This is a genomic window from Archangium gephyra (assembly GCF_042230915.1).
Classification (GTDB): Bacteria; Myxococcota; Myxococcia; order Myxococcales; family Myxococcaceae; genus Archangium; species Archangium gephyra_B.
On the sequence record NZ_CP102578.1, the window covers coordinates 8,200,687 to 8,217,016 of the forward strand.

Annotated in this window: 17 protein-coding genes and 3 tRNA genes; 8 read left to right on the forward strand and 12 right to left on the reverse strand. The window is 70.5% G+C overall.

The features are described from left to right. Nucleotides 1-3: 3 nt before the first annotated feature. Genes NR798_RS32020 through NR798_RS32040 form a run of 5 tightly spaced genes read right to left on the reverse strand, consistent with a single transcriptional unit; the run spans nucleotide 4 to nucleotide 4,595 of the window. Nucleotides 4-582: a chemotaxis protein CheW gene (locus tag NR798_RS32020; protein ID WP_375766322.1), complete on the reverse strand. Its 579-nt coding sequence runs from the start codon at nucleotides 580-582 to the stop codon at nucleotides 4-6. 9 nt (nucleotides 583-591) lie between these two features. Further along, nucleotides 592-969: a response regulator gene (locus tag NR798_RS32025; protein WP_375766323.1), complete on the reverse strand. Its 378-nt coding sequence runs from the start codon at nucleotides 967-969 to the stop codon at nucleotides 592-594. 31 nt (nucleotides 970-1,000) lie between these two features. Next, on the reverse strand, nucleotides 1,001-2,614 hold the full coding sequence (locus tag NR798_RS32030) for a methyl-accepting chemotaxis protein (RefSeq protein WP_375766324.1): 1,614 nt from the start codon (nucleotides 2,612-2,614) through the stop codon (nucleotides 1,001-1,003). A 2-nt stretch (nucleotides 2,615-2,616) separates the two neighbouring features. Beyond that, complete coding sequence (locus tag NR798_RS32035; RefSeq protein ID WP_375766325.1) at nucleotides 2,617-4,032, reverse strand: CheR family methyltransferase; 1,416 nt, start codon at nucleotides 4,030-4,032, stop codon at nucleotides 2,617-2,619. Continuing rightward, complete coding sequence (locus NR798_RS32040; protein WP_375766326.1) at nucleotides 4,029-4,595, reverse strand: chemotaxis protein CheW; 567 nt, start codon at nucleotides 4,593-4,595, stop codon at nucleotides 4,029-4,031. Before NR798_RS32040 ends, NR798_RS32035 begins: the two co-directional genes overlap by 4 nt. 212 nt (nucleotides 4,596-4,807) lie before the next feature. Here NR798_RS32040 and NR798_RS32045 point away from each other — a divergent pair, with 212 nt between their 5' ends. Next, on the forward strand, nucleotides 4,808-6,826 hold the full coding sequence (locus NR798_RS32045) for a TonB family protein (RefSeq protein ID WP_375766327.1): 2,019 nt from the start codon (nucleotides 4,808-4,810) through the stop codon (nucleotides 6,824-6,826). Between the two features lie 107 nt (nucleotides 6,827-6,933). Here NR798_RS32045 and NR798_RS32050 read toward each other — a convergent pair whose 3' ends face one another. Genes NR798_RS32050 through NR798_RS32065 form a run of 4 tightly spaced genes read right to left on the reverse strand, consistent with a single transcriptional unit; the run spans nucleotide 6,934 to nucleotide 10,121 of the window. Further along, a complete protein-coding gene (locus NR798_RS32050; RefSeq protein ID WP_375766328.1) occupies nucleotides 6,934-7,632 on the reverse strand; it encodes an HAD family hydrolase in 699 nt (232 codons plus the stop codon). Between the two features lie 13 nt (nucleotides 7,633-7,645). After that, complete coding sequence (locus NR798_RS32055; protein WP_375766329.1) at nucleotides 7,646-8,599, reverse strand: myxosortase-dependent metalloprotease, MXAN_2677/MXAN_2678 family; 954 nt, start codon at nucleotides 8,597-8,599, stop codon at nucleotides 7,646-7,648. Continuing rightward, nucleotides 8,596-9,519, reverse strand: a complete 924-nt coding sequence (locus NR798_RS32060; RefSeq protein ID WP_375766330.1) for a myxosortase-dependent metalloprotease, MXAN_2677/MXAN_2678 family — start codon at nucleotides 9,517-9,519, stop codon at nucleotides 8,596-8,598. Before NR798_RS32060 ends, NR798_RS32055 begins: the two co-directional genes overlap by 4 nt. Continuing rightward, the gene (locus NR798_RS32065; RefSeq protein ID WP_375766331.1) at nucleotides 9,516-10,121 is read right to left on the reverse strand and encodes a hypothetical protein; all 606 of its coding nucleotides are present in this window, start codon (nucleotides 10,119-10,121) and stop codon (nucleotides 9,516-9,518) included. Before NR798_RS32065 ends, NR798_RS32060 begins: the two co-directional genes overlap by 4 nt. Nucleotides 10,122-10,241: 120 nt before the next feature. On the opposite strand from NR798_RS32065, the gene gltX reads away from it, so the two are divergent. The 5 genes from gltX (at nucleotide 10,242) to NR798_RS32090 (ending at nucleotide 12,524) form a co-directional block, all read left to right on the forward strand. Next, nucleotides 10,242-11,681 (forward strand): glutamate--tRNA ligase, encoded by a 1,440-nt coding sequence (gene gltX / locus NR798_RS32070; RefSeq protein WP_375766332.1) that lies wholly within the window; start codon nucleotides 10,242-10,244, stop codon nucleotides 11,679-11,681. Nucleotides 11,682-11,746: 65 nt separating this feature from the next. Continuing rightward, on the forward strand, nucleotides 11,747-12,166 hold the full coding sequence (locus NR798_RS32075) for a hypothetical protein (RefSeq protein WP_375766333.1): 420 nt from the start codon (nucleotides 11,747-11,749) through the stop codon (nucleotides 12,164-12,166). An 85-nt stretch (nucleotides 12,167-12,251) separates the two neighbouring features. Then, nucleotides 12,252-12,322: transfer RNA gene (locus tag NR798_RS32080), tRNA-Gln, on the forward strand. Nucleotides 12,323-12,349: 27 nt separating this feature from the next. Next, a tRNA-Glu gene (locus NR798_RS32085) sits at nucleotides 12,350-12,421 on the forward strand. Between the two features lie 31 nt (nucleotides 12,422-12,452). Then, nucleotides 12,453-12,524: transfer RNA gene (locus NR798_RS32090), tRNA-Glu, on the forward strand. A gap of 91 nt (nucleotides 12,525-12,615) precedes the next feature. Here the strand turns inward: NR798_RS32090 and NR798_RS32095 are convergent. Next, nucleotides 12,616-13,581, reverse strand: coding sequence for a response regulator transcription factor (locus NR798_RS32095; protein WP_375766334.1), 966 nt, complete (start codon nucleotides 13,579-13,581; stop codon nucleotides 12,616-12,618). Nucleotides 13,582-13,635: 54 nt separating this feature from the next. Here NR798_RS32095 and NR798_RS32100 point away from each other — a divergent pair, with 54 nt between their 5' ends. Continuing rightward, a complete protein-coding gene (locus NR798_RS32100; protein WP_375766335.1) occupies nucleotides 13,636-14,253 on the forward strand; it encodes a hypothetical protein in 618 nt (205 codons plus the stop codon). Here NR798_RS32100 and NR798_RS32105 read toward each other — a convergent pair. Both NR798_RS32105 and NR798_RS32110 read right to left on the reverse strand, forming a co-directional pair. Further along, on the reverse strand, nucleotides 14,225-15,382 hold the full coding sequence (locus NR798_RS32105; RefSeq protein ID WP_375766336.1) for a sensor histidine kinase: 1,158 nt from the start codon (nucleotides 15,380-15,382) through the stop codon (nucleotides 14,225-14,227). The genes NR798_RS32100 and NR798_RS32105 overlap by 29 nt on opposite strands. A 213-nt stretch (nucleotides 15,383-15,595) precedes the next feature. Beyond that, nucleotides 15,596-15,868 (reverse strand): DUF2795 domain-containing protein, encoded by a 273-nt coding sequence (locus NR798_RS32110; protein WP_375766337.1) that lies wholly within the window; start codon nucleotides 15,866-15,868, stop codon nucleotides 15,596-15,598. Between the two features lie 201 nt (nucleotides 15,869-16,069). Between NR798_RS32110 and NR798_RS32115 the strand changes: the two genes are divergently transcribed. Next, nucleotides 16,070-16,282 carry a hypothetical protein gene (locus NR798_RS32115; protein WP_375766338.1) on the forward strand — a complete coding sequence of 71 codons (213 nt, stop codon included), beginning with the start codon at nucleotides 16,070-16,072 and terminating at the stop codon, nucleotides 16,280-16,282. Nucleotides 16,283-16,330: the final 48 nt, after the last annotated feature.

Sequence of the window (16,330 nt, forward strand, 5' to 3'; positions counted from 1 at the left end):
GCCCTATCCCCGCCCCACGACCGCGGGATCGCTGAGCTGGACGAGGTCCAACACCATCAGCCGCTCCCGGGTGAGGAACGTGAAAGGTCCAGGCGGCGGGTGCGACAGGTCCGCCCGAGGCAGCTCCTGCCGTCCGTCCACCTCTTCGGCCGCCAGTCCGAAGAACTCCTCGGACACCTCGACCACCACCACGCGCGTCAAGTCGGACATGCCGCCCCCCTCCAGGCCCAGCACCTGCCGCAGATCCAACACCGGCACCACGCGCGAGCGCGACACCAGCGCGCCCAGCACGTAGCGCGGCGCTCCGGGCAGCGGGCACAAGCCCTTGGACTCCAGCACATGGTCCACCGCGTCGATGGGCACGGCGTAGCGCTCGCCACCCACGCGGAAGGCGAGCACCGACATCGTCTCGCGCCGCTCCTCGTGGCGCGACTCGGCCAGCGCGCGCGCCCGCTCGGCGAGCACCTCGCGGCGGCGCTCGGGGCTGAGCACCTGGGCGCCCTCGAGCACGGCCTGCGCCTCGTCCAGCTTGCGGCGCAGGGCCGTGTAGTCGATCTTCTCGCGCGACTGGTCGGCGGCCATGACCCCTCGTCAGTACTTGCTGGCGGGAAGCTTCAGGATGCTGCGCACCTTCTCGCGCAGGTCATCCACCGCCACCGGCTTGTTGAGGAAGGCGCTCGCACCCACCAGCCGTCCGCGCTGCCGGCTCGAGTCATCCTTGAGCGAGGTGAGCATCACGAAGGGCGTGGAGAAGAGGATGGGATCGGCGCGCACCGCCGCGCACAGGGCGAACCCGTCCATCTCCGGCATCTGCACGTCGGAGATGATCAGATCCGGCTTGACCTCCCGGGCGCGCGCCAGCCCCAGCACTCCGTTGCCCGCCTCGAAGAACTCCAGCCCCCACCCCATCAGGTACACCTGGATGAGGTTGGTGATGGTCTTCGTGTCCTCGACGATCAAAACCTTCATACGTCCCTTGCCTCCACGAACACGCCCCCGGTCATAGCTGGTACTTCCCGACGAGGTCGGAGAAGCGTTTGGAAAGATTGGAGAGATTACCCGCCACCTGCTCGATGCGCTTGGTCCCCTCGACGTTGTCCTGCATGGCGATGGTCAGCTCGTTCATCGCCGCGGCGATCTGCTCCACGCCGATGGTCTGCTGCCGGGTGTTGCCGGCGATCTGCCGGGCGGCGCCCGAGGAGTCGCGGATGACGTCGGACAGGCCCTTGATGGCGGCACCGGCGCTCTGGGCCAGCTCCATGGCGGCCAGGGCGCGGCGGCTGCCCTCCTCGGTGGCCGTCACGGCGGCGCGGGTGCCCTTCTGCACCTCGCCCAGCAGGGCGCGCACTTGGTTGGCGGCCATCTTCGACTGCTCGGCCAGGGTGCGCATCTCCATGGCCACCACCGCGAAGCCGCGGCCCTGATCTCCCGCCTTGGCCGCCTCGATGGAGGCGTTGAGCGCGAGCAGGTTGGACTGCTCGGCCACGTCCTTCACGGTGGTGATGATGTCGCCAATCTGGAGCGTCTGCTCGTTGAGGTCGGTGATGGCCAGGGCGATGGCCTTCACCTGCTCGCTGAGCTTCTCCATGGCCAGCACGCTCTCGTCGACGACCTTCTGGCCATCGGCGCCCAGGGCGTCCGAGCGGCTGGTGCCGCTGATGACGGTGTCCGCGAAGGAGGTGGCCTGCTTGGACGTCTGGGCGATCTCCGCCACCGTGGCGCCCGTCTCGTGGATGGCGGAGGCCTGCTCGTTGGCCATGGCGGACTGCTGCGAGGAGGTGGCCAGCACGTTGGTGGCCTCGCGCTCCATGTCCGCCGCCGCGCCGCGCAGATCCTTGAGGAGGTTGCTCAGCATCTCCGCCATGGTGGCGATGCTGCGCGCCAGGTCCCCCACCTCGTCGCTGCCACCGGCGTCGATCTGCTGCCGCAGGTCTCCGGAGGCCATGCCGGCCGCCGCGCGCGCCAGGCGCTCCAGGGGGACGATGAGCACGCGGCACACCGCGGCCACGCCCAGGAGGCAGACGGCGAGCGCCAGCAGGCCCAGGCCCAGGCCTCGCAGGGCCATGTCCTGCACGGTCTGCTCCAGCACGTCCAGCTCCAGGCCCACCTGCACCGAGCCCACGAGCGCCTCCTGCGAGGCGGTTCCATCGCTCCGGGGGCCCCGCGGCTCGAAGTAGATGGGGGCGGACGTCTCCAGCACCGGCCGCTTGCCCACGGACAGCTCGCGCCGGGCGGGAGCCTGCGGGGGCAGGGCCGGCAGCATCGCCGGGCTCACCAGGCGCTGCACCTCGGCGTGGCCGAGGATGTCGCCCTTGCGGTCGCGCACCACCACGTACGCCATGTCCGGGTTGCTGCGCAGGGTGATGGCCGTGGCCTGCCGCAGGCCCTCCTCGTCGCGCGACCAGGTGGAGGTGCCCAGGTGGTGGGCCAGCTCCTGGCTCGCCGCCGCGGCGCGCTTGGCGAACTCCACCTTGAGCGAGTCGCGCATCTGCAGCGAGAAGACGCCCACGAGCAGGCCCGTCACCAGCGCGCCCGCGAGGCCCGTGATGGCGACGATCTTGGTCCTCAGGCTGAGCCGGCGCATGTCCAGCCGTTGGATCTCAGGAGGCTTCATGTTCATCGCGCACCCGACTTTCCGATCCTCACGCCCGGAACGAGCGCGCGCCGCAGCCCACCCACCGTCATCGCCTCCACTCCGCGCAGCACGTGTTCGTCATCCAGTCCTTCCAGCGCCCGAAGCGCGTTGCGGCGGGCCCGCTCCGCCTCCTCGGGTTGACCCAGCCGTCCATACAAGGCCACCAGCATCGCATGACCGATGGCCAGTTGAGGCTCCAGATAGAGCGCCTTGCGCACCGCGGCCACGGCCCCCTGCACGTCCTCCCGCCCTTCGGCCACCATGGCCAGCAGCAGGTAGGCCTCGGGAGACAGCTCCCGGGCGGCCAGGCGGGCGAGCTCCTCGGCCAGGTCGAACTGTCCGGCCCGTGCCGCGGCCACGGCCTGCTCCAGCGTGCCAGCCACCGGGCCGCCCGCCGGGGGAACCGGAGGAGGCGTGAGCGCCTGGCCCGCCCGGACGGACTGCGCCACGGAGGGGGCCGCGGGAGCCGGGGCCTCGGAGGCCGGGGAGGCCCGGGAGGGAGTCTGCACCCGCCGCAGCGGGCTGGTGGGGGCCCGGGCGAGGACCCGGAGGGGCGCGGCACGGGTGGCCTTCGGCGGGGGCTTCTCGCCGGGGACGGGCTTGCGCAACACGGGCATCCCGTCCACCTCGAGCTCCTCCAGACCCATGCCCTTGGCGAAGGGCAGCTCGGCGGGGGCGAGGAAGAGCCAGCCGCCGGGGGCGAGCGCCCGGACGAGCCGCTCCAGCACCACGGGGATGACCTCCGGGGGGAAGTAGATGAGGACGTTGCGGCAGAAGACGGCCTGGGCGCCGGACACGGGCGGCGGATCCGTCACCAGGTTGTGCCGGCGGAACTCCACCCGGGCACGCACCTCGGGGGGCACGCTGACGGCCTCGGGGCGGATGGAGAGGAAGCGCTTCTCCAGCTCGGGCTCCATGCGCCGCACGGACCAGGGGGAGTAGGTGCCCTGGCGCGCCCGCTCCAGGGCCCGGCCGGACACGTCCGTGCCCACCACGCGGATGGACTCGGGGGGCAGGCCCGCCGCCAGCAGCGTCATGGCGAGGCTGTAGGGCTCCTCGCCGCTGGCGCACCCGGCGCTCCACACCAGGAAGGTGTCGCGGTGGGCGGTGGCCATGCGCGCCAGCTCGCGCAGCTGCTCCGGGTGGCGGAAGAAGTACGTCTCGCCGATGACGGCGTAGCCGATGAAGGCCTCCACCGCCGCGGTGTCGCGCGCCAGCAGCCGCTGGAGGAAGTCGGCGGTGGGCAGGCCCTGGGACTCGGCGGCGCGCGTGAGGGCGGTGCCCAACGAGGGACGCACACTGGGGGCCAGCACCATGCCGCACGCGATGCGCAGCACGGACTCCAGCCCGCCCAGCGTCGCCTCGTCGAGGCGCTCCACGCGCACCGGCTCCTTCACGCCCCCTCCGGAACGGCCAGGATCGCGGAGGCCTTCAACAGCGGGCGGATGCCCTCGGGGGTCCGGCACAGGCCCGCCATCAACCCCGTCCCATCCCAGGCATGGGTGGACTCGCTGGAGACGGAGCCCTCCACCAGCACCGGAGACTCGACGAGATCCCTCACCCTATCCACGAGGACGGCCACCGTGCGGGCGCCCCCACAGATGACCAGGTGGGCGTCCAGATCCGGCTCCCGGCGCACCCCGAGCAGGGCCGCCAGGTCCACCACCACCGCGGGCGTGCCCCGGTAGAGCATGGTGCCGCGCACATGGGGGAGCGCCGCCGGCAGCGGCTCGATGGCCACCAGCCGCACCACCTCCATCACCGCCTCCACGGGCAGCAGGGCGGTGGTGCCGGCCACCTCCACCGTGAGGTAGAGGCCGGGGAGGCGCTGATCCACGCCGAGCGTGGCCAGCTCGCGCCGCAGCCGGACGATCTCCTCTTCCACCTGCGCCAGGCGCTTCTGCACCGACGCACGCCTCGCCTGGGCTTCAGCCGCTGTCATCGAAGGGGAATCGACCATCGCGAGCCCGCTTGGGTACACCTGCGGGAAGAGGATTGGACGGTAGTCCGACATTGCGGGACCCGTCAATGCGGGCGGCACATCCGGCTGCTCGCCAGGCAGACCGGGCAAGCACCCCTCTCGATAGGTCGCGTGTTTCCGGGAGATGTGGTTTCATGGGTGGCCGTGCGGATGGTTCCGACCCAGGCCCAGACCGGGGGAGCAGAGACAAAATGGTGACCGGCGACTCGCAGGGCGACTCGCAGGGACCGGGCGATAATGGCTCGGATCCCCTCATCGGGCGTACCCTCAATGGGCGCTTCAGCATCATCGAGCCGATCGGCGTGGGAGGCATGGGCCGGGTCTACCGGGCCCAGCAGACCCCGTTGGATCGCATGGTCGCGCTCAAGGTGCTCAACCCCAACTTCCCCACCAGCAAGGATCCGGGCTTCCAGAAGCGCTTCCTGCGCGAGGCCTCGCTGTCCTCCAAGCTCCGCCACCCCAACACGGTGACGGTGATCGACTACGGGCAGACGGACGACGGCATCTACTACATCGCCATGGAGTACCTGGAGGGGCGGACGCTCGGCCAGGTGCTGGCGGAGACGGGGCCGCTGCCCTGGGCGCGCGCGCTGAGCATCGCCCAGCAGATCTGCCGCTCGCTACGCGAGGCCCACAACCTGGGCGTGGTGCACCGGGACTTGAAGCCGGCCAACATCATGGTGCTCAACGAGTCCGATCAGGATCTCGTGAAGGTGCTGGACTTCGGGCTGGTGAAGTCGATCTCCGCCTCGGACGACGCGCCCAACCCGGAGATCACCCAGAGCGGCACCTTCCTGGGCTCGCCGGCGTACATGGCGCCGGAGCAGGCGCGCAACGAGGCGGACATCCGCAGCGACGTGTACTCGCTGGGCGTGATGCTCTACCAGATGCTGGTGGGGCGGCCGCCGTTCGTCTCCAAGGATCACATCGAGCTCATCTTCGCCCACCACAAGGAGCTGCCACCGGCGTTCAGCTCGGTGCGGCCGGACGTGCAGGTGCCGCCGGAGATCGAGTCGCTGGTGCGCAAGTGCCTGGAGAAGGAGCCGGCGCGGCGCTTCCAGACGATGGAGGAGCTGCTGGAGGCGATGCGCGGGGCGAACATGTCCGCGGGCGGCCACAGCGGCATCTTCAAGCGTCCGGGCGGGCAGAACACCACGGGTCCGCACAAGACGCCGCTCTTCGCGGGGATCACCGGGGACTCGGCGGAGAACAACACGCTCGCGGTGGACATCAGCGTGGTGGTGCCGCCGGACATGCAGAAGACGCGGCGGCGCACGCTGCTGCTGGGCGGGCTGGTGGGTGGAGGCATCGCCGTGGTGCTCGCCGGCGGCCTGGTGCTGTCCTCGGGAGTCTTCTCGCGCTCGGAGCCCAAGGAGGCGCCGGTAGCGGCGGCGCCGGTGGCCGAGCCGGCCGAGAAGGCGGCGGACCAGGTGGTGCGCTTCCGGCTGATGAGCCAGCCCACGGGCGCGCGCGTCGTCTACAAGGGCGAGGAGCGCGGCACGACGCCGCTGCTTCTGGAGGTTCCCAAGGAGAAGGGCCAGGACACGGTCACCGCCGAGTTCACCTTCTCGCTGGACGGCTACCAGTCCGAGACGGTCATCACCGGTGGCTCGGGTGAGGTGGTGTTCGCCCAGAAGCTGCAGCGTGCGCGCGGGGGCTCCAGCCGCAACGTGGCGTCCGCCTCGAGGAGCCAAGTGGAGCAGGCCTCGGGCAGCGCGGGCGACCGCTCGACGGTGACGGCCATGGGCTCCATGTCCGCGCCGGTGATGCTGGAGTCGGATCCGCCTCCGGCGCCCCTGCCCGCGTCGGCGCCGAAGCAGGCGGACAAGACGGCGGCGGCGCCCGGTGGGACGGGCGGCCTGGCGGTGCCGGTGCTGGCACTGGCCAAGGGTGTCGCGCCGACGGGAGATGGACCGGTGCCCTTCCAGGAGGGCATGCCGCGCCCGGTGCAGGTGCAGGGCAAGGACATCGTCTACACGCGCGAGGCGCTGATGGCCCGGGTGGAGGGGACGATGGTGGTGAAGTGCACCATCACCCAGAAGGGCCAGGTGGAGAACTGCCGGGTCATCAAGGGCCTGCCGCACATGAACGAGGCGGTGGTGCAGTCGCTGACCTCGCGCGTCTACAAGCCCATCCAGCTGCAGGGCAAGGCGGTGGCGGTGGACTACGTCTTCAACATCCGGGTGGTGGCGCCGCGCCGCCGCGGCTGAGCTTCCGCCTCACACGCCCCCTCCGCGTCACACGCCTCTCCCCTGCCCCACTCTCCCCTCTCCCTCCGGGAGAGGGACGGGGTGAGGGTGCCCGGGTCCGTGCTCTCTCACTGTGAGGGGAAGTCGAGGGCCACGGCACGGGCCCCCTCGGGAGCGCCCCAGTCCACCACGGGCCAGCCGCGCCGCAGGGCCTCGCGGCGCAGGCGGCGATCCGGGTGGACGGCCACGGGGCGGCCCACCACCTCCATCACCGGCAGGTCCGAGTACGAGTCCGTATAGAAGGCGCACGCGGACAGCGGGACACCGGCCTCGGAGGCACAGGCCTGGGCGTAGGAGCGCTTGCCCTCGCCGAAGCACACCTGGCCCAGGGGCCGGCCGGTGTAGATGCCGGCGGCATCCACCTCGAAGCGATTGCAGAGCACGGCGTCGAGGCCCAGGTCCCGGGCCACCAGCTCGGCCATGTAGCCGGAGGACGAGGTGAGCAGGACGAGCCTGTCCCCGGCCGAGCGGTGCTCCTCCACGGCACGCAGGGCGCCGGGCCGGTACTGCGAGCGGACCAGCTCCTCGTAGAAGCGGACGGTGCGCTCGCGGATGGGCTGCTCGCCGGTGCCCTGGAGGTGGGAGATGGCCTGTACCAGCGCGTCCTGCATGGAGACGAAGCCCATGTGGTAGCGGGCGAGCCACAGGGTGGCCCGGATCGCCTGCACCCGGGTGATGTGCCCCAGGGCGAGCTCGCGGCGGATCCACAGGGAACCCGAGTTCACCGCGAGCAGCGTCTTGTCCAGGTCGAAGAAGGCGATGGCCATGGGCCCCCCTTCTTTAATCACTCCGGGAGCGGAAGGCCGCCCGGCCACGCCCGGCCGGCCGCTGCCTCCTCCGGCCGAGTGCCAGGAGTCCCAGCAGCGAGGCCACGGGGAAGAGGGCCTCGGGCGCCGCGCCGCACCCCATGCCCGGGCCTTGCGACACCGCCTGGAAGTGGCGGCCGAGGTCGGGCCGCTCGCCGCACTGGGTGGGCGGCAGGCCCCGGGGGTAGGCCTCGCAGAAGCCCGCGGCGCTGCCCGCGTCGATGATGCGCTTGTGGGTCTCCCCCGGCGGCGCGGTGGCCTCCATGGTGGAGCCGATCTCGGACACATGGTCCAACCCCACCACGTGGCCGAACTCGTGCGTCGCCGTGTTCTGCACGTCCGTGACGACACAGTCCGTGGACTGCTCCCCGTCGCACAGGGGCGAATCGACGGTGGTGAAGAGGAAGCCCCTGCCGTTTGTGCTCGCGTTGAACTCGACGTCGGCGTCGAGGATGTACGCGGTGCGGAAGCTGAAGGTGGTGGTGGTCAGCCCGATGACGGCGCCGCCGTGGTCCCAGCAGGCGTAGGTGTTGGCGCAGGTGTCATCCTCGAGGCACGGATCCTCGGGCGGGACGATGTCGTTGCAGTCCACCTCGCGGAAGGTGATGACGTTCTCGTTGTCCTGGCTGTCGCGCACGTACCCGACGCGGGGATGCTGGATGTCCGGGCCGCGGGTGAAGGTGAAGTCGCTGCAGGTGCCGGACACCGCGCGCCAGGAGGAGAACGCGGCGTCGAGGGCGGCGAACTCGGAGTCCCCCGGCGTGCGGAGGCTGCCGGCGGCGTCCACCCGGTACACGTAGTCCCGCACGGGCCAGACGACACAGAAGGGCCGGCCGGGCACCAGGGTGCGCCGGTACACCTGGGCCTCCGCCCCGGGAGCACCGAGGACGAGCGCCGCGAGGGCGAGCCACGGAAGGGGGCGCATCATGAACGGGCGGCTCCCCTACGGCGGCGCCACGCGAGCAGGGCCCAACCCGCCATCGCGGGCCACCACACCCCGGCACCGGCGCTCGAGCACCCGACATGCGGGCCCAGGACGGCCACGTTCCCACTGCGCTCCAGCGAGGGGGTGACACAGCTCTGGCTGGCCTGGCCCTTCGGGTACGTCTTGCACACGAAGTCGGCCGAGCCCTCGTCGATGGTGCGCTTGGACACCTCGCCCTGCGGCGCGCTCGGGTTCATGACGGAGCCGAGCGCCCGGGTGTGATCCAGGCCGATGAGGTGGCCGATCTCGTGCGTCATGGTGTTCTGCACGTCGGTGGCCACGCAGTTGCCGGGGTTGGAGCTGATGGGCCGGGGGCAGACGGGATAGGGCGGGCTGTCCACGGTGGTGAAGACGAAGCCGTTCGCGTTCAGCTGGATGTCCGAGTCGTAGATGATGCCGGACTTCTCGTCGTAGGTGGTGAGCGTGAGGGCGATGGTCTGCGGGTCGCCGTCCCAGCAGTCGAAGTCGTTGCCGCAGGTGTCCGCGTCCCAGCACTTGTTGTCCTCGGGCACGAGCTCCTCGCAGTTCCGGGAGCGGAAGAGGACGAGGTTGCGGTTGTCGTCGCCATTCAGCTCGTAGCCCACCTCGCGGTCGTCCACGAGGGAGCCCTCGGCGAAGCGGAGGTTGCCGCAGGAGTCGAAGATCTGCTGCCAGCTCAGGAAGGAGCGGCGGATGGCCTCGAACTCGCGCTGCTTCTGGTCCTCCGTGCTGGTGTTCGGGTTGCCCACGCTGCTGAGCTGCCAGGGGATGGTGGGCACCGTCCAGAAGAGGCAATGGGCGTCCGCGACCGGATTCACGCGGCTGCGGACGAAGGGATCGCTCTGCCCGAGGGCGAGCGCGACCAGGAGCGAGGCGGCGATCACGGCCGCTTCTCCTGGGCGCGGACGGGAGGCTGCTGCTGCTCGAGCGCGGTGCGGATGGCCGCCTTGAGCTCCGTCAGGGACAGGGAGCGCAGCGAGGAGGCGGTGGGCTGCCGCGTGTCCGGATCCAGCAGGAGCACGTCACCGGTGGGCTCCGGCACGGCCATGGCGCTCTTGCCGCCCTCGGTGCGCTGCACCTGGTACTTGCCCTGGGCCATGCCCGACACGCGGAAGGCCTGCTTGCCGCGGCGCTCCAGGAAGACCACGACCTCCTCCCCAGGGGCAAAGGCGGCCAGGCCGCTCACCCGCTGCCCGATGTCGCCTACCCGCCCACCGGGCTGGGTGACGAGCACCGTGCCGCCCGCCTGCCCTACCTGGGCCTGTCCCTTGAGGGCCTCGGTGACCTGGATTTCCACATCGGTGACGATGCGGCGGCCATCCCCGCTCCACCGGCTTTCCACTCGGCGCACGGTGCCGTGAACGATGGCATCGGACGTCTGGGCGAGCTCCGGCAGGTCCGCCCGCAGCATCGTGGTGGCGCTCGCCGCCAGGGAGAGCAGTAGGACGAACGGCAGGAGCGCGCGGTGCGCGGTGTGAAGTTTCATGCAAGAGCCCTCGATGCGCGGCAGTCTAATGCATTGGCCGGGCCGCGGGCACGGAAGTCGGACAACCCCGGCCGCTCGTTGACCACCCAAGCCCGTCCCTGCTATCCGCGCCCCTTCGATATGGCTCCTGTTCCTCGCGTCCGCTTCGCACCGTCTCCGACTGGATATCTCCACATCGGTGGTGCCCGTACTGCCCTGTTCAACTACCTCTACGCCAAGCGCTACGGCGGCGTCTTCATCCTGCGCATCGAGGACACGGACCAGGAGCGCTCCACCCCGGAGTCCGTGAAGGCCATCCTCGACGGCCTCACCTGGCTGGGCATCGACTGGGACGAGGGTCCGGGCAAGGAGGGCCCCGTGGCGCCCTACTTCCAGACGCAGCGCCTGGAGCTCTACAAGAAGTACGCGGACCAGCTCATCGCCGAGGGCAAGGCGTACCGCTGCTATTGCACCCGCGAGGAGATCGACGCGCGCCGGGCCGCGGTGGAGAAGGCCACGGGCAAGCCGGGCACCTACAAGTACGAGGGCACGTGCCGCGACCGCAAGGACATCCCCGAGGGCCGCACCGCCGTCATCCGCTTCCGGATGCCGGAGGGCGAGGGCCAGGTGACGTTCGACGACAAGGTGCTCGGGCCCATCACCAAGCAGTACTCGGACCTGGATGACTGGGTGATGATGCGCGCGGACGGCATCCCCCTCTACAACTACGGCTGCGTCATCGACGACCGCACCATGGACATCACCCTGGTGGGGCGCGGGCAGGAGCACGTCAACTCCACCTTCCCGCAGCTGATGCTCTACCAGGCCTTCGGGTGGAAGCCGCCCGAGTTCGCCCACTTCCCGCTCATCCTCGGGCCGGACCGCGAGAAGCTCTCCAAGCGCAAGCACCCCGAGGCGGACGTGATGCTGCACAAGCGCAACGGCGTGCTGCCCGAGGCGCTGAGCAACTACGTCATCCGTCTGGGCTGGAGCCACGGCAACGACGAGGTCATCTCGCGCGAGCAGATGGTGGAGTGGTTCGACTTCGACCACGTGGGCACCACCTCCGGCGTGTGGAGCCCGGACAAGCTGATGTGGCTCAACCAGCAGTGGCTCAAGCTGATGCCCCCCGCGGTGGTGGCCGAGCAACTGGTGGACTTCCTCGCCGCCCGGGACGTGCAGGTGAAGGCGGGAGACCCGCGGCTGGAGCGCGTGGTGATGGCCTTCCGCGAGCGCGCCAAGACGCTGCAGGAGATGGCGGACATGGCCCTCAAGTACTTCCAGCACGGCGTGGCGCTGGACGAGAAGGCCGCGGCCAAGCACCTCACGGCCGAGTCCAAGCCGCTGCTCACCCAGGTGCGCGAGCAGGTGGCCGCGCTGCCGCAGTGGAGCGCCGCCGCGCTGGACGAGGTGGTGAAGAAGGTGAGCGAGAGCGCCGGGGTGGGCATGGGCAAGGTGGCCCAGCCGGTGCGCGTGGCGGCCACGGGCGGCACGGTGAGCCCGGGCATCGGCGAGACGCTCGAGCTGCTGGGGCGGGACGAGACGCTCCACCGCCTGGACGCGGCGCTGGCCCGTCCGTAACCCTTCGAACGGGCCCACAGGTTGGGGTGGACACCTCCGCCCGTGGGCCCTATCCTTCCGCTCCCATGACACGAGCGCTTGACAGCCTGAAGGGCCTTTTCTATAAGGCGCGCCCGCTCGGGGCGGCGGTAGCGGCGCTCTGGGTGTCGGTGGCGGCGGCGGAGGTGGTGAATGGGGCCCAGATCCCCGATGGCTCGCAGAAGGTGGGCGAGCTTCGGTACCGGGCACCCCACGATTTCGAGAAGACGCTGGAGTATTACAAGTCGGTCTATCCAGCGAGCGCCTTCCCTCGAAGGTCGGTGGTCAACCAGCCGGGCGTGAAGGCCGTCCACATCGTCAATCCTTCGGGAAGAAACTTCGAGGGATTGAACATTTACGAGGCGAACGACGAGGTCCGTATCTACGTCGTTCCGCTGCAGGCGGCGCCGGCTCCGGCCAAGCCCGCGAAGAAGTCGGAACCGAAGTCCGGGAAGAAGTCGCGGTAGCCGGCCGGTTCGAAAAAGGAAGTTGCAGCGGCAAAGCGGTTGCGGTAGTCAGACAGCACTTCGGCAGCACGCAGCAGGCAGTCCTTGGGGAATCGTCTAACGGCAGGACAGCAGACTCTGACTCTGCTTATCTAGGTTCGAATCCTAGTTCCCCAGCTCGTCGTACCCGGTCGTTGTAATACCGGCCCTGTCGTCTAGCGGTTAGGACGGTGCCCTCTCACGGCACAAACTCGGGTTCGAATCCCGGCAGGGTCACACGCAGCACGCAGTAGAAGGCTGGTAGCACGGCCCTGTCGTCTAGCGGTTAGGACGGTGCCCTCTCACGGCACAAACTCGGGTTCGAATCCCGGCAGGGTCACTGAGGCGCCCGCTTCTCTCTTCCGAGAAGCGGGCGCTTCGCTTTTGCGGGCTCGCGCGGGCCGGAGCGCACCGGCCCACCCCGCTCGAGGCTACCCGCGCAGGCTGGCGCGGAAGGTGGCCAGGGCCGAGGCCAGGCTCGCCTGGGAGCGCTGCAGGCTGCGGCGCATCAGCAGCATGCGCACCCGCTCCGGCAGCGACAGCGGCGAGGCAGTGCCAAAGCCCACCAGCTCCAGGCGCAGGGTGATGGCGTCCAGCAGGTCCGCCAGGTCCGCGTGGGGGCCCGCCAACAGCACCACGTCCGGCGTGGCCGACTGGAGGCGCTCGGCGATCTCCCACCAGTGCGACGAGCCCGTCTCCAGCACCACCACGGCCGCGCCCATCAGCGCCGGCGAGTCCGGAGGCAGCGCCACGGCCTCCAGCCCCTCGTCCAGCAGGGTCTGGAGCGCATCCGGGCTGCCCACCACCGCCACCTGCCCGCCGGCGGCCACCCGGCTCGCCTGCTCGTAGGCACGCAGCTGCGTCTCCAGCTGCTCCCGGGCCTCGGGCGAGGCCTGCCCACCGGCCTGCAGCAGCTCGGACGCCTCCCGGGCCACGCGCCGCGCCAGCTCACGGCCCTTCACCCGCTCGGAGCGGCGCTCCAGCGCGGCACGCACCTTGGCCCGCACCAGCCGCAGGTCCTCGAAGGGCTTGAGGATGTAGTCGCTCGCGCCCGCCGCGAAGGCGGCGATCACCGACTCGGAGCTGGAGTAGCCGGTGATCATCACCGCCTCCAGCGCCGGCTGCAGGGCGCGCGCCTCGGAGATGAGCTCCACGCCGCCCATGCCCGGCAGGTTCTTGTCGGTGATGAGCACGTCGAAGCGCTGGGCGCGCAGCAGCTCCAGCGCCTCCTCGGCATCCTCGGCCAGACTCACCACCAGGTCCGGCTCACGCGACAGCAACCGGGCGCACACGTCGCGCACCACGGGCTCGTCGTCCACCACCAGCACGGTCGAGGCGAGGGTACCCCCACCCTCCTCACCCCCGCCGCCCTCGTCCGTCTCGAAGGGGAGGTCCATGCGTTTGAGAATCGCACAGCTCGCCTCAGAGTTCGAGCAACGCCATGTGAGGCTATGCTGAGGACCGTGGCGAGCTTCACGGAAGCGCTGGAGGAGAACCCCGCCCCGCGGCGGCTGGGAGACGTACGGCTGCGGTACGAGCCGGGACGCCTGTTGGGCGAGTCCCTCCCACCCTCCTTCCTGCGGCGGCAGCTCCCGGGCGCCTGCCTCGTGCTGGCGGCCCTGTGCTCAGCGGGAGCGGTGGTGGGGGTGCTGCTGGGCGGCGACGGGGCGGTGGCCTCCGTGCCGCTGGCGCTGGGCATGGTGGCGGTGGCGCTGGTGGGCTTCGCGCTCCAGCTGGAGGGCCAGCTCGGCCGGCGCCGCTTCGTGCTGCACTTCCCCACCGAGCGGCTCCGCCTGGAGCGGCTGCGGTGGGCGCCAGGGGCCACCCGGGCCGAATGGGTGCCCTTCGACGAGGTGACCTCGGTGGACGTGGTGGAGCGGGCCCCCGGACGCTACGCCCTGGTGGTGGTGTGGCGCCCCGGCGGCAAGGACGCGAAGGACGAGGCGGAGACGCGGCGCGAGGTGCTGGTGGAGCACATCGGCGCCCACGAGCAGGCAGCGCTCCTGCGCGTGTGGCGCCTGCTGCACAACGCCTTCGGACTCAGGGGAGCTGGACTCGCTGGAGCGTGAGCTCCACCTCGGTGCCCTCGCCCTGCTTCGACGAGAGCCGCACGCCACCGCCCGCCTGCGTCACCAGCTCCTTGCAGATGGACAGGCCCAGGCCCGTGCCGATGCCCACCGGCTTGGTGGTGAAGAGCGGCTGGAAGACCTTCTCCTGCAGCTCCTGCGAGATGCCGCAGCCGTTGTCCGCCACGGTGAGCAGCACGTTCTGCTCGCGCGACGTCCAGCGCACCTCGATGCGGCCCGGCCGGCCCGTGCCCTCCATGGCCTGCGCCGCGTTGACGATGAGGTTGAGCAGCACCTGGGTCAGCTTCACCGGGCCGAACGACACCTTCACCGGCTCGCCCATGGTGGTGATGCGGGCCCGGTCACGCACCTCGGCGCGCGCCAGCTTCACCGCGAAGGACACCACCTCGGCCACATCCGCCGAGACCTCCATGTCCTCGCCGCGCGCCTGCGCCCTCAGGCCCAGCGCCACCCCGCGCAGGTGGTCCGCGCCCGTGGCCAGGTCCTGCAGCAGCGACGGCAGATCCTCCAGCACGCTCGCCACCTCGGGCGAGGCATCCGTCGCCAGGTGCTTGGAGGCGTACTGCACCACGCACTCGAGATCCCGCCGCAGCGAGGACACGTTCTGCGACAGGTAGCCCACCGGGCCCATCAGCTCGTGCGCGATGCCGGCCGTCACCTGGCCCAGCGTGGCCAGACGCTCGGCCTTCATCATCCGCCCTTCCACCTCGCGGATGCGCAGCTCCAGCCGGGCGATCTTCAGCCCGTCCTCGAGCGCGGCCAGCACCTCGGCCCGGTCCCACGGCTTGACGAAATAGCGGCTCACCTGGCCGCGGTTCACCGCGTCGATGACGGCCTGCATGTCCGAGTAGGCCGTGACGAGCATGCGCTTGGCATCCGGCGCCAGCGTGCGCGCACGCTCCAGCAGCTCCACGCCCGTCATCTGCGGCATGCGCTGGTCCGACAGGATGACGCCGATCTCGTTGCGCTTCTGCTCCAGCAGCGTCAACGCCTCGGCCGGCGTCGAGCAGCGGAAGATGCGGAACTTCGAGCCGAAGTTCGCCTCGAACACCCTCAGGTTGAGCGCGTCGTCGTCGACATAGAGGACGGCGGGCAGGTCAGACGGGTTCATGGAATTCCTCTCCGGGCCAGGCCCACCACCCCACTCCCACCCTGCCTACCCACTGCGCCCACGCCCCAAGAGATACCACGTCACGCGCAAAACCCGATGGGCCGTGTTTGAGCAGATGAGAGACCCGCACGCACCGGCAACCCCGGCATGCTCGGCGTCAAGCCCACCCCTACCCGCTCGCAGGACAGCGCACCTGGAGCGCACTTGGAACGCTCAACGCGAGGGCATGGGAGCAGCCGAGGCCTCGGCGGCCTCCTCGCCTGGAGCCGCCTGGGACTCCAGCGCCTGCTCCACGGCCTCCAGGGACTCGAAGCGCCGCCCTGGCAGGTTGCCCAACAGGGAGACGATGAGCGAGGGCGCCTCGTTCTCCCGGGCCAGCAGGACCAGCTGGTCCACGGACAGGGGGAACACGGCCCCGAGCAGGGCCTGGTGAAGGGGCTGGGCCAGCGGCGCGGGTCCCCCCATGCGCGTCTCCAGTTCCCTCATCCCCTCCTCCAGCCGGGTGCGTCTCGTGTCGTCATCACTCATTGGCCAGAAGTTAAGCAGCTCACGAAAGAGTTGCGCGCCCTTTTCGAGCCTTCCCCAGCAGGCGGGGGAGCGGGCCGTGCGGAATCGGACCCACCATGGCCGTCTCCCACCTCCGCCCCCACCGTATGGCGGGACTCCCACAACCCGAGGAGACACGAGATGGCGGACAAAAAGGACCCCCACTACGCCGAGCACATCGATCACGTGCAGGCGACCCACCCGGAGCCCTGGCCCGGCATCAAGGGCCGCTCCGAGGAGCACGAGAACGAGCTGCCCACGGGCACCCAGCGCGCCGAGCAGGCCAGCGTCACCGAGGCCCAGCGCAAGCTGGAGCACGAGATGCACGACGAGAAGGAGCCGACCCGCGAGTGACGGGCCGGAAACCCCGGGCGGGCCGCGCGTGCAGGCGGCCCGCCGGGG

Bases quoted from the DNA above. Each gene is read 5' to 3' on its own strand.
- NR798_RS32020 (WP_375766322.1), bottom strand. From the start codon at position 582: ATGGCCGCCGACCAGTCGCGCGAGAAGATCGACTACACGGCCCTGCGC.
- NR798_RS32025 (WP_375766323.1), bottom strand. From the start codon at position 969: ATGAAGGTTTTGATCGTCGAGGACACGAAGACCATCACCAACCTCATC.
- NR798_RS32030 (WP_375766324.1), bottom strand. From the start codon at position 2,614: ATGAAGCCTCCTGAGATCCAACGGCTGGACATGCGCCGGCTCAGCCTG.
- NR798_RS32040 (WP_375766326.1), bottom strand. From the start codon at position 4,595: ATGGTCGATTCCCCTTCGATGACAGCGGCTGAAGCCCAGGCGAGGCGT.
- NR798_RS32045 (WP_375766327.1), top strand. From the start codon at position 4,808: ATGGTGACCGGCGACTCGCAGGGCGACTCGCAGGGACCGGGCGATAAT.
- NR798_RS32050 (WP_375766328.1), bottom strand. From the start codon at position 7,632: ATGGCCATCGCCTTCTTCGACCTGGACAAGACGCTGCTCGCGGTGAAC.
- NR798_RS32055 (WP_375766329.1), bottom strand. From the start codon at position 8,599: ATGATGCGCCCCCTTCCGTGGCTCGCCCTCGCGGCGCTCGTCCTCGGT.
- NR798_RS32065 (WP_375766331.1), bottom strand. From the start codon at position 10,121: ATGAAACTTCACACCGCGCACCGCGCGCTCCTGCCGTTCGTCCTACTG.
- gltX (WP_375766332.1), top strand. From the start codon at position 10,242: ATGGCTCCTGTTCCTCGCGTCCGCTTCGCACCGTCTCCGACTGGATAT.
- NR798_RS32075 (WP_375766333.1), top strand. From the start codon at position 11,747: ATGACACGAGCGCTTGACAGCCTGAAGGGCCTTTTCTATAAGGCGCGC.
- NR798_RS32095 (WP_375766334.1), bottom strand. From the start codon at position 13,581: ATGGACCTCCCCTTCGAGACGGACGAGGGCGGCGGGGGTGAGGAGGGT.
- NR798_RS32100 (WP_375766335.1), top strand. From the start codon at position 13,636: ATGCTGAGGACCGTGGCGAGCTTCACGGAAGCGCTGGAGGAGAACCCC.
- NR798_RS32105 (WP_375766336.1), bottom strand. From the start codon at position 15,382: ATGAACCCGTCTGACCTGCCCGCCGTCCTCTATGTCGACGACGACGCG.
- NR798_RS32110 (WP_375766337.1), bottom strand. From the start codon at position 15,868: ATGAGGGAACTGGAGACGCGCATGGGGGGACCCGCGCCGCTGGCCCAG.
- NR798_RS32115 (WP_375766338.1), top strand. From the start codon at position 16,070: ATGGCGGACAAAAAGGACCCCCACTACGCCGAGCACATCGATCACGTG.